Origin of the sequence: Neisseria sp. HMSC067H09, from assembly GCF_001814135.1 — a bacterium.
In the GTDB taxonomy this organism is placed as follows: Bacteria; Pseudomonadota; Gammaproteobacteria; order Burkholderiales; family Neisseriaceae; genus Neisseria.
Genome location: NZ_KV814911.1, coordinates 39,733 through 56,197, shown reverse-complemented (window position 1 = coordinate 56,197; position 16,465 = coordinate 39,733). Strand labels below are relative to the sequence as shown.

Here is a 16,465-nt window from a genome sequence, read left to right as displayed (position 1 = left end):
ATCAGGCGCAATCTGTTTCAGACGACCTGATTGAATCACAAAATTTGCGCATATTTTACGCGATGTCGGTGTTTTTTTCTATAAAGGCAAAAATGCCGCCCGAAACCCGAAAATCGGTTGCAGGCGGCATTTCGTTTAACTGAGGCTAATATCGGCAGTTAAATATTGGTTTCCAGATAAACGACTTGGGTTTGCAGGTATTCTTCCAAACCGTGTTTGCCGTCCGCGCCGCCGATACCGGATTTTTTCCAGCCCGCATGGAAGCCTTGCATGGCTTCGAAGTTTTCGCGGTTGATGTAGGTTTCGCCGAATTGCAGGCGGCGGGTGACGTAGAAGGCTTCGTTCAGGTTGGTGGTGTACACGGAGCTGGTCAGACCGAATTCGCAGTCGTTTGCCAAGGCGATGACTTGGTCGAGCGTGTCGAAAGTGGAAACGGGCAGGACGGGGCCGAAGGTTTCTTCCTTCATGATGTCCATGTTGTTGTCGGTGTCGGTCAGCAGGGTCGGCTCGAAGAAATAGCCGCGTCCTTCGGCGCGTTTGCCGCCGCAGACCAGCGTCGCACCTTGTTTGACGGCGCGTTCCACTTTTTCGGCAACGGCTTTGACGGCGCGCTCTTCAATCAGCGGACCCATTTCCAGCGCGCCTGCTTCGGCTTCGGCAGGGTTGCCGTAGCGCACGCCTTTCATGGCGGCGGTCATTTTTTCAATGAACGCGTCTTTCAGGCTGCTGTGGACATAGACGCGCTCGGCGCAGTTGCAGATTTGACCGGTGTTGCCGACGCGCGAAGCCAAGATGGATTTCACTGCCAAGTCCAAATCCGCGTCTTTCAAAACGATGGCGGGGGCTTTGCCGCCGAGTTCCAACGAGACTTTGGTGATGTTGGCGGAAGCGGCTTCCATCACTTGGCGGCCTGCTTCGACGGAGCCGGTCAGGCTGACCATATCGACTTGCGGATGGGCGGACAAGGCATTGCCGATTTCCGCGCCGGGGCCGTTCACCACGTTGAACACGCCTGCGGGCAGTCCGACCGCATCGACGATTTCGGCGAAAATGTGGCAGTTGATCGGGGTCACGCTGCTGGGTTTGACGACGATGGTGTTGCCCGTGACCAAAGCAGGGCCCATTTTGCGGGCAATCAGGAAAAAGGGAAAGTTCCACGGCAGGATGCCTGCCACGACGCCCAGCGGGCGTTTGAACAATAAAATATTTTCGCGCGGGCGGTCGCTTTGGATGATTTCGCCTTCATAACGGCGCGCCCATTCGGCTTGGTAATCGAGATAGTCGGCGGTGAACATGACTTCCACGCGCGCCAAGTCTTTGGTTTTGCCGCCTTCGGCAACGATGGTGTCGGTCAGCTCGTCGGCGCGTTCGCGTATGCCTTGGGCGATTTTGCGTAAATACGCGCCGCGTTCGACCGCAGGCAGCCGCTCCCATGCCGGTTGCGCCGCACGCGCCGCCGCTACGGCACGGTCAACGTCCGCTTTGCCGCCTTTGGGTTCGCGGGCGATGGCCTCTTCGGTGGAAGGGTTCAATACGTCGCGCCATTCGCCGTTGAAATCGTTTTCAAAGCGTCCGTTGATGTACATGGCCAATTGTTTCATTTTAAGTTCTCCTGTTGTTGTAGTCGCGTGTAGTTTTAGTCTATGCTTAAATTGCCTGGCATACAAGTATATTTAGCATATTTACAGGGGAAGTAGATTATTCCGGAGAACATAAAAAAAACCTGCTTTTTTCAAAGCAGGTTTTGATATTTGGTGGGTCGTGAGCGATTCGAACGCTCGACCAACGGATTAAAAGTCCGCTGCTCTACCGACTGAGCTAACGACCCGACAAGCTATGAATTATATTGGCCGACATCCTGCTCGTCAATAAGTTTTTTGAATTTTTTTTCAATAAAAGTAAACAGCCTGTTATTTACCGTTAAACTGCCCTATTTTACTGGTCCGTTATGTTATGATTCCCACGCCTGCCTGAAAAGGGGTAGGTGTTTTCCAGATTAAGAAAGGATAAAACATGAAAAAATTACTGATTGCTGCGATGATGATGGCCGGCTTGGCTGCATGCTCTCAAGAGGCCAAACAACAAACCCAAGAGGCTGCTTCTGCCGTAGCTTCTGATGCCAATGCTGCTGCTTCCGAAGCAAAAGATGCGGCTGCCGATGCCAAAGACGTTGCCGAAAAAGCCGTTTCTGATGTTAAAGATGCTGCTGCCGATGCTAAGGCAAGCGCAGATAAAGCCGTCTCCGACGCTAAGGAAAATGCAGATAAAGCCTTATCAAATGCAGCCGAAGCCACAGGAAAAGCAGTTGAAGAAGCTGCCAAAGATGCAAAAAATGCTGCTAAAGATGCTTTAAACAAAGCCGCCGATGCAACTCAAGATGCTGCGGACAAAATGAAAGACGCTGCCAAATAATTGTTTGGGTTTCGTATCAACAAGCCGTCGGAAAGATTCCGTACGGCTTGTTTTGTTTACCTCGTTTTATTTTTCAGGCGACCTCTTGTGTTAAGATGACGGCTTTGCCGTGCAGGAAACCTGTTATGACCGATATTCTGAATAAAATCCTTGCAACTAAAGCCCAGGAAGTCGTCGCCCAAAAAGCTTCTGTCTCTTTGGATGAAATGAAAAAACAGGCAGATGCTGCCTTGCCTGTGCGCGGTTTTTTTGACTCTATCCGTACCAAACACGAGCAAAACCGCCCTGCCGTTATTGCTGAAATTAAAAAAGCCAGCCCGAGCAAAGGACTGATCCGCCCAGATTTCCATCCTGCACAGATTGCCCGTGCCTATGAAAATGCCGGAGCTGCGTGCTTGTCGGTATTGACTGACGAACAATATTTCCAAGGCTCTCCCGAATATTTGAAAGCGGCACGTGCGGCAGTCGGGCTTCCCGTTTTACGAAAAGACTTCATCATCGATGAGTATCAGATTTATCAGGCGCGTGCCTGGGGTGCTGATGCCGTCTTACTGATTGCCGCCGCGCTTGAGCAAGAACAATTAGAACATTTTGAAGCAGTAGCCCATCAATTAGGCATGAACGTATTGTTGGAACTGCATGATGCTTCCGAATTGGAAAAATGCCGAAATCTGACAACACCCCTATGGGGCGTAAACAACCGCAACCTGCGGACATTCGACGTATCTTTACAGCAGACTCTGGATTTACTGCCTGCACTGGCAGGTAAAACCGTCGTTACCGAAAGCGGCATCCGAAGCAAATCCGATGTCGATTTTATGCGCAGCCACGGCGTACATACCTTCCTTATCGGCGAAACTTTTATGCGCGCCGACGATATTGAAGCGGAAGTGCGGAAGTTGTTTTAAGGTTTCATATTGCGGAATCATGTAAAAGGTCGTCTGAAAAACATTTTTCAGACGACCTTTTTGTGTCATGCGGATGAAAACGGCTTTAGCGGTTTTTCAATCCCAAAACGTCCTGCATGTCGTACAAACCTGTTTTGCCGTTGACCCAAACTGCGGCGCGGACGGCGCCGGCGGCGAAGGTCATGCGGCTGCTGGCTTTGTGGGTGATTTCGACGCGTTCGCCGTCGGTGGCGAAGAGGGCGGTGTGGTCGCCGACGATGTCGCCTGCGCGGACGGTGGCGAAGCCGATGGTAGAGGGATCGCGTGGGCCGGTGTGGCCTTCGCGGCCGTAAACGGCGCATTGTTTGAGGTCGCGGCCGAGTGCGTCGGCGATGACTTCGCCCATGCGCAGGGCGGTGCCGCTGGGGGCGTCGACTTTGTGGCGGTGGTGGCCTTCGATGATTTCGATGTCGTAGCCTTCGTTGAGGACGCGGGCGACGGTGTCGAGGATGTGGAAGGTGAGGTTGACGCCGACGCTGAAGTTGGCGGCGAAGACGACGCCTGTTTTTTCGCCTGCGGCTCGGATGGCGGCTTTGCCTGCGTCGTCGAAGCCGGTGGTGCCGATGATGATGTTGACGCCTTTTTCAACGCATTTTTGCAGGTGTTTGAGGGTCGGCTCGGGGCGGGTGAAGTCGATGAGTACGTCGCTTTGGGCGAGGACGGCGTCAACGTCGTCTGAAATGGTGATGCCGGTTTTGATGCCGGAGGCGAAGCCTGCGTCCAAGCCTAAGACTTCAGAGCCTGAATGTTCGAGTGCGCCGGAGAGGACGGTGTCGGGATGATTGTTGACGGCTTCAACCAGTACGCGCCCCATGCGGCCGTTGACGCCGGCGATGGCGATTTTCAATGCGCTCATGCGGTTTCCTTAATGATTATTGTGCAGTTTGGGCTGCTCTTTGTTCGGCTTGGAGGGTTTCGATGGATTTTTGGATGGCGTCGCCTTCTGCGCGGACAAGGACGTCGTTTTCAAAATAAACGGTGAGGTTGCTGCGGTCTTTGATGATGCCGTTGCGGCTGGTATTGAATGTGTAGTCCCAGCGGTCGGCATGGAATGCGTCGCGCAGCAGCGGGGTGCCGAGCAGGAGTTGGACTTGGTCGCGGCTCATGCCTGCTTGGAGGGAGACGACGGCGCGGGGATCAAGTTCGTTGCCTTGGATGACTTTGAGTTTGTAAGAGGGGAACAGGGAAACGCGTTCGGCGCTGCATGCGGAAAGTCCGATGAGGGCGGCGAGGGCAAGACAGAGGGGTTTGTTCACGGATATGCCTTTCTGTTCGAATTCGGGTGGAAGGGTATCATTGCTTGAATTTTTTGAAAAAGCAAACGATAATCATCTCTTTGATTATAATTTCAGCCGGCTATCGTTTGTATGCAAACAAAACTTGTGGTTTTATTGCAAACCGCTATGGCGTAATAGTGGGCAAGCGGGCTGAAATTGCGTATTATAACGTCTATTACTTCACAGGGATATTGAATATTATGGAAAAATTCAGCAATATTGCGCAATTGAAAGACAGCGGCTTGAAGGTTACCGGTCCGCGTTTGAAAATCTTGGATTTGTTCGAGTCGCATGCTGAAGAGCATTTGAGTGCCGAAGATGTGTACCGTATTTTGCTGGAAGAGGGTGTGGAAATCGGCGTAGCGACGATTTACCGCGTGTTGACCCAGTTCGAGCAGGCAGGCATTTTGCAGCGCCACCATTTTGAAACCGGCAAGGCGGTTTACGAATTGGACAAAGGCGACCACCACGACCATATCGTCTGCGTGAAATGCGGCGAGGTAACGGAATTCCACAATCCTGAAATCGAAGCCTTGCAAGACAAAATCGCGGAAGAAAACGGCTACCGCATCGTTGACCACGCGCTTTATATGTACGGCGTGTGCGGCGAATGCCAAGCGAAGAGCAAACGCTGATTCCCGTTTTAAAAGATGTTTGATGTTCAGACGACCTCGGATGAGAATTTGGGGTCGTCTGAAATTTTTTGCGGAACATGAACATCATGCCGCTGCAAATCAGAATAATATAGTGGATTATAGTGGATTAAATTTAAATCAGGACAAGGCGATGAAACCGCAGACAGTACAGATAGTACGGCAAGGCGAGGCAACGCCGTACTGGTTTAAAGTTAATCCACTATAAATTGAAATCAGGACAAGGCGAGGCAATGCCGTACCGGTTTAAAGTGAATCCACTATACCTTAGGATTTTTAATGAGTATCCCCTTGCTTTACCCTAATGATTACACTTTTCCCGACCCGTTTTACGCGCTGGAAGAGTGCGACGGCGTGGTCGGTATCAGCCGCGATTTGGACACGGGACGGCTGCTGTCGGCGTATCGGCAAGGGGTTTTCCCGTGGTTCAGCGAAGACGGCTGGTTTTTTTGGCATACCATAGATCCGCGTGCCGTCATCGTTCCTGAAAATCTGCATATCGGGCGTTCGTTGGCGAAAACCTTGCGCAACAAACCCTATCGGGTAACGGTCAACCAATGCTTCGAAACCGTCATTGCACATTGCGCCGCCTTTCCGCGCCCCGGTCAGGACGGCACATGGATTGTTCCCGAATTCCAAGCCGCTTATACCGAGCTGCACCGCTTGGGGCACGCGCATTCGTTTGAATGTTTCTATCCCGATGAAACAGGTCGTCTGAAACTGGCGGGCGGCTTTTACGGCGTACAAATCGGACGGGTGTTTTACGGAGAATCCATGTTCGCCCTTGAGCCGGATGCCTCCAAAATCGCCTTCGCGCGCGCCGTCCCGTTTCTTGCTGGATTGGGCATCGAGTTGATTGACTGTCAGCAAGATACCCTGCATATGCATCGTTTCGGTTCGGAACCGATACCGTTCGCCGAATTTCAGACGACCTTGCAACGCTTGAACGCATTGCCTTTGAAGGAAGAATTAGGCGCGCGGGTAGTAGTGGAGACGTTGGCATAGTAGCAAGATATAGAGTCCACTTCGAATCAGGATCGAATAAAAAAAGGTCGTCTGAAAACCTAATTTTTGGTTTTTCAGGCGACTGAGGCAAGGGCAATCCTTGTTTTATAGTGGATTAAAATTGCAATGATACGGCGTTGCCAACGCCCTTATGTACTACCCGTACACGGCGGGCGTTGGCGCCTTGTCTCATTTTTATTTTAATCCACTATATCTTGCAGCAGGATTTTCGTCAAAACAGTTTTGACGAGTCCAGCAGCAGAGTAACGGGGCCGTCGTTGCACAGGCTGACCTGCATATGCGTTTGGAAGCGGCCGGTTTGTACGTTCAAACCATGTCCGCGCAATAGTTCTGCGGTATGCAGATAGAGCGTTTGCGCCTGTTCGGCAGGGGCGGCTGCCGAGAGAGACGGGCGGCGGCCATTTCGTGCATCGGCATACAATGTGAATTGGGAAACCAGCAGGATTGAGCCGCCAACATCTTTAACGGACAGGTTCAATTTGCCGGCATCGTCTTCGAAAATACGCAGATTGGCGGCTTTGTCGGCAATGTAGCGCGCATCTAATTCGGTATCGTTGTGGGTAACGCCGAGCAATATCATCAACCCGTTATCGATTTCTGCGCAGGTTTCCTTATGATTTCCGTCCAATACATCGACGCGGGAACAACTCACTTTTTGAATGACGGCTCGCATAGCGGTTCTTTATCTCTATTTCAAAAGATTGGTTGACGGCAGATTCAAATACAAAAGTGTTTCGACAGCAATGCAGGTAGAAAAGGTCGTCTGAAAAACGTTATGGTTTCAGACGACCTTTAGGTGGATTGCATCAATGCCGCAAAAAGAATCCGGCTTAATTTCCTTTACTTATCCGTTATAGGAAGCTTAAAGGTTATTTGGCAGGTTTGATGTCGGCTTTTTGCAAGAGAGCACGCATAGTGTCGTCAATGCGGGCAGTACTCAGGTCGCGGGCTATGTTGCCTTTGATTTCGTTAAAGGCAGGAACTTTGACATCGCGGCGGTCGTCAACGTAAAACACGGCGTAAGAATTACCGTCTTGCAGCGGTTCGGATGTCGCTTCACCTTTTTTCAGGTCTTTGACTGCTGCGTACAGAGGCGGTGCGGCTTCTTGCAAGTCTTTCAGCGGAACATAAGCTTGAGGAATGCCGCCTGCTTTTTTGGCTTCTTCGTCAATCGAATATTGTTTCAATACTGCGGTAAAAGCCTTCTTCGCCTTCAAATCGGCAGCGGCTTTTTGTCCGTCGGCTTTAGTTCGGGTAACGATTTCCCCTAAGCGGACTTCCTGACTGCCTTGGTAGAATTTGGCAAATTCATCGTAGGATTTTTTAATTTCTTGTTCGTTGACAGGATTTTTGCGCAATACGTCGATGGCCAGGGCCTGTCCGAGCAGGTCGTCTTCAAATGCCGCCCATTCTGTTTTGAAGGACGGTTTTTTGTCAGCGCCTTGTTTCTTCGCATCTGCACGGGCTTGTTCAAGGGCTTTTTTGAATTCCGCACTTTGGTCCAGTTTGCGGCGTTTGGCTTCTTGCGCGATAACCGTGCTGATAACTTGTCGGTTGGTCAATTCTTGTCGCAGTTGTGGCGAATCCTGGATTTGTTTATTTTCAGCACGCAAGGCGGCAACTTGTCCGTCAATCACGCTGCTGTCGATGGCTTGTCCGTTGACGGTAACCAGGGTTTGGGCAAACAGGCTGCCGGATAGGGCGGCCATAACCAATGCGGCTGTAAAATGGGTTTTTCTCATAATCTTCTCTTTAATTTGAAACACTGCGGATAATTCAATGGAAATATTCGTCGGGCGTTGCCGCCTTAATGCTCAAGGCGTGGATGAAACCGCCGGCAAACAGGTCTTGGAGCAGGTTTTGAACCATGCGTTGGCGTTCGATACGTTTCATCCCGGTGAAAGCCTCGCTGACGACGGTTACAGCATAATGCCCCCCGCCTTTATTGCCTGCGTGTCCTTTGTGCAAATGGCTGTCGTCTTGAAACTCGAATATCTGAGGGTTTAGAGTTTTCAGACGACCTTCTATTGCTGAACGCATATTCATTATTTAAAAACAGCTTTGTAGGGCTTAATCAAAACTTCCTCATATACGCCCGCAGCGACATAAGGATCTTGTTCCGCCCATTCTTGGGCTTCGTCAAGCGATGCGAATTTGGCGACGATAAGGCTGCCGGAGACGCGTTCGGGATTGTCGGGCAGGGGATTGGGTCCGGCCGTCAGAAGGCGCCCTTCGGCTTGCAGGGCTTCCAAACGTTTCAGATGATCGGGACGTGCAGCCATACGGGCTTCATACACGTCGTCTGCATCAGTGGCCAAAAGCATATAATATTCCATTGCTTAATTCTCCTTTGGTAAATGTTTGCCCAAATAAATACCTTGAGCGATAAAAAAAGCGAACATCAGTCCGGTCGAACCGAACATCTTGTAATTCACCCAATGGCTTTCAAAATGAGTGAATACAAACCAGTTGGCTATGCCCATAAATACGAGAAACGCTACCCAAGCATAGGTCAGATTATTCCAGACGGTATCGGGCAATTCGAGTTCCTTGCCCATTGTCGCCTTAAGTCCGTTTTTACCGGCAAGGTGGCTGAAAAGCAGGACCAGTGCGCCTATCCAAAACAATACGGACGGTTTCCACATGATAAATCGAGGATCTTTCAGCAGGATGGTCGCCCCGCCGAATACCACGATTAAAACCAATCCGACCCACTGCATCGTATCCAGCTTTTTAAATTTCCAATAGGTAAAGGCCGCCTGTAAAACACCGACTATCAAAGCTACGGCAGTCGCGGCGATCATGTCTTTCGTAACCGTATAAGTCAGAAAAAATAAAATTACCGCCAATAAATCACTCAGAATTTTCATATATAAAAAACAAAAATGAGGAAACCAAACAATCAAACGTCAATCATACAGGCAGCTGCGGTTTTTTGCATTACCGTAAATCTGAAACTTTGGTTTGTTTGATATGCCGGCAGTTTGTTGCAGGGTTTTAAAAATGCAAACGGAATGATAAAATAAGTTCTCGATAGATTTGCAAAAAAGAAACACACCGATGCAAACAGTAACGGTTTATGTCATTTTTGATAACATAAATGACAGTGTTACTTGGCAGATTAGGGACTTAGACTATATCATAACGTAATATATCGTAATAGACGGTTAAGTACTCGGCAGTACAGCAGGATTCATTTCATAGGGGACAAGTTTTGAAAAAACATTACAAAATCAAACTTATCGCAGCTTCCGTTGCCTTAGCGGTTTCGGTGGGTGCAAGCGCAGGGTTGGGCGGTTTGAATGTTCAATCGCATTTGGGTGAGCCGTTTTCCGGCAATATCACCGTAACCGGAGAAGAAGCACAGGCATTGTTTAACGGCGGCAAGGCTTCCGTATCTAATGCCAACCTCAGAACCAGCGTTCACAGAGCGGGCGATCGTGCCGTCATCAATATCCGTTCGGCTAAAGCTATCAAAGACCCTGTGCTGATTTTCCAAGTCAGTACCGGCTCTCAATCTCGAGAATATACCGCAATCATCGATCCGGCTGATTACTCGGTCAAGGGCGACAGTACGCCCCGCGTTCGTCAGGAGCCGCCTCCCGCATACGCTTCCCAGCAGATAGACCGTCAAGCTGCACGCGAACGGATTAACCGTGCGCTGCGTAGTGGAAATGCGTCTGCAGATGTTGCGAATAATACGCGTAAAGAAGGAATCGACAATAAAAAGTCAAAAAATACCCAAGCACAGCCTAAACAGACGCAAAATGCAACCTCTTCTGTACAGGGCGAGCCGCGTTATGGCAAACGACATTTAGTCAAACAGGGTGAAACCCTGACTGAAATTGCGACCCGTATCCGTCCTCAAGGTATGACGGTCGAGCAGGCAATACAGGCATTGGTAAAAGCCAACCCTAGTGTGTTCATCAATAAAAATGCCGACCATATGTTGGCTGGCAAAGTATTGAATATCCCGACCCAGTTCGATATGAAACAGGCAGCCGCTAAACAGGCCGCCGAGAAGCCTCTTGTGTCTGATAAACAGCAGCCGCAGACCGCAGCAGCATCTAAAGCATCGTCTGAAAAATCAGAAGCTGCCAAAACTAATGCATCTGCGGAAAATAAGGCAGGTGAAAATAAGGCTGGCGAAGGGGTCAAATCAAACAAAGAAGCCAAGCTTGAACAACAACCAGCACAAGTAACCGCTTCCGCTCCACAGGGTGCAACACAAGAACAAGCTGCTTCATCCGTAGGCACAGAGGAAGTATTGCAACCCGGCATCGCAGAACAAACCGCTGCAAGTGAAACGGCAAAATCTACGCAGGAAGCCCAAGTTGAAGAAGCTTTGGCTGCCCAGCAAAATTCCGATACTCAAAACGAAGCAGTAGAAGAGTCGTCTGAAGATGGCGGATTGTGGCGCTGGCTGTTAATCGGCGGCGGTGCTCTGCTGGCATTGTTGCTGTTGCTGAAAGCTTTGGGCAAACGAAAAGCAGCTGCTGTCGCGCCTGCCGTACCTGTTCCTTCTGCAGGATATGACGAAGAAGATGACGACATTAGCTTTGCAGAAACCGTGATAGCTGACGAGGCGAAGCCCGAACAGTTTGTTCAAGCGAAAGCTGTTCCGGCAGAAGAGCCTGACGGACTGTCTATCGAGGATGATTTTGACGACGAGGCTTTTTTTGTACAGCCCAATGCAGCCAAAGAAGCCGCTGAAGATGAGATCAATATCAATATCGATGATATTGACGATAAGCACGTCGGTATCGTATCCAGCGCAGTTACCGTGGATGAGGAAACGGAAAAACGCCGTGATTTGGATTGGGACTCTGTTGAATCGACAGAAAGTGTCTATGAGCCCGAGCCGGAGAATCCGTATCAACCGGTTTCAGTAGTTATAGAAAGCAGACATCAAGAGGAATCAGTAGAAGAGCCTGATAATACAGCTCATATTCAGCAATTTGATGAGGTTCAATCAAACTTTGACACGTCTTTCCATGACGCTAGTGAAGAAACCAAAGAGGCGGATGCCTCAGTAGGTGAGGAAGAGTATTCTTATACCGAATCCGCCGTTGAGGAAGAAGTTTCTGATTTGGAGTTTGACTACGAAGCCTCCGACGCTTCTGAGGTTCAACAGCAGGAGCAGACTGTTGGCGCAGAAAATGTCAAAGACTTTGAAGAAGTAGAAGAAGGATGGGACTTCTTCTCGGAAAAAACCGAATCCCAGCCTATCGAGCCGCTGCCTGAGTTCACAACATCTGAGCAAACATCGTCTGAAAAATTAAATGGGGACGAGGCTTTAGAGTTTGCTTCCGTTGATACCTCAGCCGATGAAGCCGTAGCCGAAGAGCCTTTTGAAATCAAACAAGATGAAGGCATTACCTTCCAAGAAAGCGACGAAGATTTCGGATTGGCTGATTCCCAAGGTAACGGAGTAGAAGAGACCATCGAATGGGAAAACCTAACAGTTGATGAAGAAGTAAGCAAGTCGGCATTTGACTCAGGCTTTATTTCCGAATCCGTCGGAATGACCGCTCCTTTAGAAGCCAAATACGAATTGGCAAAAATGTATGTCGAAATTGGAGACCCCGGTGCAGCCCGTGAAACTTTGCAAGAGCTGATGGAAGAGGCTACCGGCGATATCTTGGATAAAACCAAAGCCTTGTTGGCAGAGTTAGGCTGATTAATCTGACAATCCCTTTTGGGAAAGAAAAATAAAGATGCCGTTTCTAAAAGCGGCATCTTTTTTATTGCTATACTGTCGGATAAGCAATTTTCGTATGATTTTGTTCGAATATCGAGCCTTCACCGATTATGATGTTTCCTTCTTCAAAGCAGCCCGCAGTTTGCCGTTGGGCATTAATCCTGTCTTATGATGGCAGCCGATTTTACGGCTGGCAAAAACAAGCTGGCGACTTGCCTACTGTTCAGACGACCTTAGAATATGCACTCAGCCAAATTGCGGGTGAAGCCATCCGAACCATAGTCGCCGGACGAACCGACACAGGCGTACACGCGACTGCGCAAGTCGTCCATTTCGATACCACAGTAGTCCGTCCCGAGCAGGCATGGGTGCGGGGCGTCAATGCTTATCTTCCTGAAGGTGTGGCTGTATTGTTCGCACAGCAAGTCGCCCCACATTTTCACGCTCGTTTTGACGCATACGGTAGAAAGTATCGTTACCTTTTGGAATCATCTCCCGTCCGCTCCCCGATATTGCAAGGCAGGGTAGGATGGACGCACCTCAAACTCGATCCTGACAAAATGCAGCAGGCGGCATTATTATTAGAAGGCGAACATGATTTCTCCAGCTTTCGTGCTGCCGAATGCCAAGCAAAATCACCCGTTAAAACCCTATACAGAGCAAAAATCAGCGGTACGCCGCAACTTCTCAAACTGGATTTGCACGGCAATGCCTTTCTACACCATATGGTGCGTAATATTATGGGCGCATTGGTTTATGTCGGTAGTGGTAGGCTGAGCGTTTCTGAATTCCAAGCCTTAATTGAAGAACGCAGTCGATTAAAAGCCCCTCCGACTTTTATGCCTGATGGGCTGTATCTGACCGGGGTGGATTATCCGCCCGAGTTCGGCATCATCCGTCCCGAAATGCCCGAATGGCTGTGAGGCCGTCCGAAATACTGTCAAACCTATTCTTCCCTTCAATAAAGAAAATTCTGGTCATTCCCGCGCCGACAGAGATCCAAGCATTGATTTTTAGAAAAATATTCAAAAATTACCGTACTCAAGCTCTTGTATTTCTTTCACATCAGGAATGACGATTTGAAATATCCTGTCTTTATTTTCATACACTATAAAAAGTCGTTTGAAATCTATACGCATTCTTTTCAGACGACCTTTGCTCTTTTCGATAAACCAACCCGCAGATAAAGCCTGTACTACGGGGCTGGAATGACAGCCACCGCAGATCGGGAGATATTTATGCCCGGCAAACCCTATCAGGGTAAATGCAGGCATGAATACCTGAACGATGTTTCCAGTTTCCTCGCTTGCCTAAATTAGCCAAAAAGCAACAGTCAGTCCTAAAAAACTACCGTTCGGGAAATCTGTGTTGTAAAAATGCAAACAATAGGAAAATCGGTATTACCATATGATTTATAAAGGAAATATTTTGAATATTATGTTGTTGGCAGGGTGGTGTGGCGTAAGGGGGGAAGAAGGGGAAGTGAATAAAGTTTGTTTTTTTAGAAAGGAACAATTATAGTGAGAGTCATGGAATCGCTGATTCCAGCGATAATGTAAAGCCTAAGCGGACTCTGTCCGGGTCTGCTTAAGTTATTTCTTCACGATAGAAAAGGAATACAGCAATGAAAAAATCTCTGATTGCTCTGACTCTGGCAGCTCTGCCTGTTGCAGCTATGGCTGATGTGACTCTGTACGGTCAAGTTAAAGCCGGTGTTGACATTTCCCGAGTTAAAGAAAAAACTACAGTTAACGGTGTAACTACCAAGGATACAACCAAAACTGCTACTGAAATTGCTGACTACGGTTCACGCATCGGTTTCAAAGGTCATGAGCACCTGAGCAACAACCTGAACGCTATTTGGCAAGTAGAGCAAAATACTTCTGTTGCCGGTACTGACAAAGGTTGGGGTACTCGCGAGTCCTTCATCGGTTTGGAAGGCGGCTTCGGTAAAATCCGTGCGGGTAAACTGAATACCCCTCTGAAAGACAGCAGCGACAGCATCGATCCTTGGGAAGCCAGTGATGCAAACGCAGATGTTTTGTCATTAGGCAAACTTGAACGTGTAGAAGATCGTAAAGTGTCTGCACGCTACGATTCACCTGTATTGTCCGGTTTCAGCGCAAGCGTACAATACCAACCGCGTGACAATGCTAATCCTGATGACAAGTATACTCATGATGTAAAAAGCCGTGACTCTTACGGTTTGGGTCTGAACTATGAGAATGCCGGCTTCTTCGGTCGCTATGCTGGTTCTTTTGCTAAACATTCTGTTCTGGACAAAGATTACTTGAATTCGTTCAACAGAAATACTACTTTGGCTGCTGATACTTATAAAGATCACCAAGTACACCGTTTGGTAGCTGGTTACGATGCAAACAATGTATTGGTTTCTGTTGCAGGTCAATACGAAGGTTTCAAAGCTGACGTAACTGATGCTAAGAAAAACGAACGTACTGAAGTTGCTGCAACTGCAGGTTACCGCATGGGTAATGTAATGCCCCGCGTATCTTACGCTCACGGCTTCAAAGCTAAAGAAAATGGCGTAAAACAAGGCAACAGCCGATACAACCAAGTAATCGTCGGTGCTGACTACGACTTCTCTAAACGCACTTCTGCCCTGATTTCTGCCGGTTGGTTGAGAGAAGGCAAAGGCGACAACAAATACGAGAAAACTGCTGGTACAGTTGGTCTGCGCCACAAATTCTAATCTGATACGGTTAGTTTAAAAAAGAGCCTGCTTTATGCAGGCTCTTTTTGTATCCTTGGATAAAATGCGGGGGGATACGTAGTATGCTGGTTGTAGGTCGGTTCGCATTTTTCCCCGACAAGCTGCTCTGTCTATACCATTATTTCTGATTCTTTCGGCGCAGAAATGGCTGGTGTGAATATCCTGTTTTATTTTAATCCGTTAAATAAAAGGTCGTCTGAATCCCTGTGTACGGCAGGCTTTTCAGACGACCGTTTTTTTTGGATAGAACTTAATCCGTGGGCTTTGGCCGCGAAATATGGCAGGTCAAAACAAGAGGGCTGCAATTTCGTCATTCACGCGCAGGCGGTAATCTAGAAATTTGAAGTTGCGGCATCCTTGAAATCTTCCCAAAATGCCGAGGCCGTCATTCCCGCCTGTGCGGGAATGACGGCGGTAGGGAGATTTCAGGCGACCTTACCTCAAAAATAATCTGCGGGTAAAGCTCATGCTGCGATGGGCCATCTTCATACAAGCGGGGCGAGAATGGCGAGTCTAGATTAACCTTTTGCAAAAACCGTACTACTTACCGCATTCGTAAGCTTCGATTTCACCGACTTTCGGAGCGTATCCGCTATCCGTGTTGTGGCGCAAATTCAGCCAAATGTCCACCAATGCCCATGCGGCGGGGGCGGCGATGACGTTTTGTCCCATGCACAATACCTGTGCATCGTAGTTTTCTACCGAGCCGCGCAATGTGATTAAATCATGCGCCGTTGCTGCCCGTATGCCGTGGACTTTATTTGCGGCAATCGCCGTACCTACTCCTGTACCGCAAATTAAAATAGCGCGGTCGGCTCTCCCTGACGCTACCTCCTGCGCCGCAGCAAATGAAAGCTGCGGATAGGTGCCATCCGGTGAGGATAAATCTGTTAGGCTGTCAACTCGCGGATCGTTTTGCAAATGCGCCTTGAGCGCGTTTTTTAATGTTGTTCCGTTGGCGGGGGCGGCGATAATCAAACGCATGGCTTACTCCTTGATGGTTGGAAGGTAAGGGGTTTCCTTTACGAATTTACCGTAATTTATGATATTGCAACAGGGTTTGTTTTTTGTTGGGGGGTGTCGGGCAGGAATTTTCGGCTTACGGGTGGAGCAGGGCGGGTTGGTAAACCCGACAAGGTATTGGGGCGAAAAGAATTCGTTGGGTCTTGATTTGCCCCTACGGTATTGCAGCCAAACCTGTCTGAAGGTCGTCTGAAATGCTTATTGTCGTCATTCCCCGTACGGACAGAGATAGGCATCCCAAAATAGCTTTCTTGTTTTCATTCGCTCTATTTCGCGGGCAAGGCCCGCGCTACAAACTTTCAGGGCAGACATCGTAGCGTGGACTTTGCCCACGTGTTGTTTCGATAAAAGGTCGTCTGAAAATTGTACTTAGGTTTTTCAGACGACTGTTTGTAGATAAGAATCAATCCGTGGGCAAACAAGCTGCGGTTGCTTGTTTATTTGGGCATCATCCCCGCGTTGTCAGGAGTTCGGAAAGTTGAAGTTGCAGCAGCTTTGAAGCATTCTCAAAATGCAGAAGCCTGGATTCCCGCCTGCGCGGGAATGACGGTGCGGGGAGATTTCAGATGACCTTACCTCAAAAATAATTCGTGGACAAAGCCCACGCTACGTGTCTGTTCTGTGCAATTTGTAGCGTGGGCTTCGCCCACAAAATAGGGTAAATGAAAACAAGAAAGCTATTTTGGGATGCCTAT

The 16,465-nt window shown here is 48.9% G+C and carries 17 protein-coding genes and 1 tRNA gene; 7 read left to right on the top strand and 11 right to left on the bottom strand.

Annotated features, from left to right (window positions below):
• Window positions 1–158: 158 nt before the first annotated feature.
• Together aldA and HMPREF2954_RS06780 are read right to left on the bottom strand one after the other, a co-directional pair.
• Window positions 159–1,601: an aldehyde dehydrogenase gene (gene aldA, locus HMPREF2954_RS06785; RefSeq protein ID WP_003760973.1), complete on the bottom strand. Its 1,443-nt coding sequence runs from the start codon at window positions 1,599–1,601 to the stop codon at window positions 159–161.
• 151 nt (window positions 1,602–1,752) lie between these two features.
• Window positions 1,753–1,828 (bottom strand) — tRNA-Lys (locus tag HMPREF2954_RS06780).
• Window positions 1,829–2,013: 185 nt separating this feature from the next.
• Between HMPREF2954_RS06780 and HMPREF2954_RS06775 the strand changes: the two genes are divergently transcribed.
• Window positions 2,014–2,412 carry an Ag473 family lipoprotein gene (locus HMPREF2954_RS06775; protein WP_045072781.1) on the top strand — a complete coding sequence of 133 codons (399 nt, stop codon included), beginning with the start codon at window positions 2,014–2,016 and terminating at the stop codon, window positions 2,410–2,412.
• A 125-nt stretch (window positions 2,413–2,537) separates the two neighbouring features.
• Window positions 2,538–3,320: an indole-3-glycerol phosphate synthase TrpC gene (gene trpC / locus HMPREF2954_RS06770; protein WP_070689060.1), complete on the top strand. Its 783-nt coding sequence runs from the start codon at window positions 2,538–2,540 to the stop codon at window positions 3,318–3,320.
• Between the two features lie 85 nt (window positions 3,321–3,405).
• Here the strand turns inward: trpC and dapB are convergent, their stop codons facing one another.
• Both dapB and HMPREF2954_RS06760 read right to left on the bottom strand, forming a co-directional pair.
• Complete coding sequence (gene dapB, locus HMPREF2954_RS06765) at window positions 3,406–4,215, bottom strand: 4-hydroxy-tetrahydrodipicolinate reductase (RefSeq protein ID WP_045072783.1); 810 nt, start codon at window positions 4,213–4,215, stop codon at window positions 3,406–3,408.
• 16 nt (window positions 4,216–4,231) lie between these two features.
• Window positions 4,232–4,615: an outer membrane protein assembly factor BamE gene (locus HMPREF2954_RS06760; RefSeq protein WP_045072784.1), complete on the bottom strand. Its 384-nt coding sequence runs from the start codon at window positions 4,613–4,615 to the stop codon at window positions 4,232–4,234.
• A 158-nt stretch (window positions 4,616–4,773) separates the two neighbouring features.
• Between HMPREF2954_RS06760 and fur the strand changes: the two genes are divergently transcribed.
• Window positions 4,774–5,271: a ferric iron uptake transcriptional regulator gene (gene fur / locus HMPREF2954_RS06755; RefSeq protein ID WP_003766333.1), complete on the top strand. Its 498-nt coding sequence runs from the start codon at window positions 4,774–4,776 to the stop codon at window positions 5,269–5,271.
• A gap of 297 nt (window positions 5,272–5,568) precedes the next feature.
• Window positions 5,569–6,294 carry a leucyl/phenylalanyl-tRNA--protein transferase gene (aat, locus tag HMPREF2954_RS06745; RefSeq protein WP_045072785.1) on the top strand — a complete coding sequence of 242 codons (726 nt, stop codon included), beginning with the start codon at window positions 5,569–5,571 and terminating at the stop codon, window positions 6,292–6,294.
• Between the two features lie 232 nt (window positions 6,295–6,526).
• Here the strand turns inward: aat and dtd are convergent, their stop codons facing one another.
• The 5 genes from dtd to HMPREF2954_RS06720 all read right to left on the bottom strand — a co-directional run bounded on the left by dtd (window position 6,527) and on the right by HMPREF2954_RS06720 (window position 9,185).
• Window positions 6,527–6,988, bottom strand: a complete 462-nt coding sequence (gene dtd, locus HMPREF2954_RS06740; protein ID WP_045072786.1) for a D-aminoacyl-tRNA deacylase — start codon at window positions 6,986–6,988, stop codon at window positions 6,527–6,529.
• Between the two features lie 196 nt (window positions 6,989–7,184).
• Entirely contained in the window at window positions 7,185–8,057 is an 873-nt protein-coding gene (locus HMPREF2954_RS06735; protein WP_070689058.1) for a peptidyl-prolyl cis-trans isomerase, read from the bottom strand.
• Window positions 8,058–8,091: 34 nt separating this feature from the next.
• Window positions 8,092–8,361: a BolA family protein gene (locus HMPREF2954_RS06730; protein WP_045072788.1), complete on the bottom strand. Its 270-nt coding sequence runs from the start codon at window positions 8,359–8,361 to the stop codon at window positions 8,092–8,094.
• The gene (locus HMPREF2954_RS06725; RefSeq protein ID WP_045072789.1) at window positions 8,361–8,651 is read right to left on the bottom strand and encodes a YciI family protein; all 291 of its coding nucleotides are present in this window, start codon (window positions 8,649–8,651) and stop codon (window positions 8,361–8,363) included. Before HMPREF2954_RS06725 ends, HMPREF2954_RS06730 begins: the two co-directional genes overlap by 1 nt.
• Before the next feature lie 3 nt (window positions 8,652–8,654).
• The gene (locus tag HMPREF2954_RS06720) at window positions 8,655–9,185 is read right to left on the bottom strand and encodes a septation protein A (RefSeq protein WP_045072790.1); all 531 of its coding nucleotides are present in this window, start codon (window positions 9,183–9,185) and stop codon (window positions 8,655–8,657) included.
• 344 nt (window positions 9,186–9,529) lie between these two features.
• On the opposite strand from HMPREF2954_RS06720, the gene HMPREF2954_RS06715 reads away from it, so the two are divergent.
• A complete protein-coding gene (locus tag HMPREF2954_RS06715) occupies window positions 9,530–11,995 on the top strand; it encodes a FimV/HubP family polar landmark protein (RefSeq protein WP_045072791.1) in 2,466 nt (821 codons plus the stop codon).
• Window positions 11,996–12,126: 131 nt separating this feature from the next.
• Complete coding sequence (gene truA, locus HMPREF2954_RS06710; RefSeq protein ID WP_045072792.1) at window positions 12,127–12,939, top strand: tRNA pseudouridine(38-40) synthase TruA; 813 nt, start codon at window positions 12,127–12,129, stop codon at window positions 12,937–12,939.
• Between the two features lie 102 nt (window positions 12,940–13,041).
• On the opposite strand, the gene HMPREF2954_RS06705 is transcribed toward truA, so the two are convergent.
• The gene (locus HMPREF2954_RS06705; RefSeq protein WP_045072793.1) at window positions 13,042–13,290 is read right to left on the bottom strand and encodes a hypothetical protein; all 249 of its coding nucleotides are present in this window, start codon (window positions 13,288–13,290) and stop codon (window positions 13,042–13,044) included.
• 350 nt (window positions 13,291–13,640) lie between these two features.
• On the opposite strand from HMPREF2954_RS06705, the gene porB reads away from it, so the two are divergent.
• Window positions 13,641–14,726, top strand: a complete 1,086-nt coding sequence (porB, locus tag HMPREF2954_RS06700; RefSeq protein WP_070538702.1) for a trimeric porin PorB — start codon at window positions 13,641–13,643, stop codon at window positions 14,724–14,726.
• A gap of 561 nt (window positions 14,727–15,287) precedes the next feature.
• Here the strand turns inward: porB and HMPREF2954_RS06695 are convergent.
• Complete coding sequence (locus tag HMPREF2954_RS06695; protein WP_019271624.1) at window positions 15,288–15,731, bottom strand: RpiB/LacA/LacB family sugar-phosphate isomerase; 444 nt, start codon at window positions 15,729–15,731, stop codon at window positions 15,288–15,290.
• Window positions 15,732–16,465 lie beyond the last annotated feature (734 nt).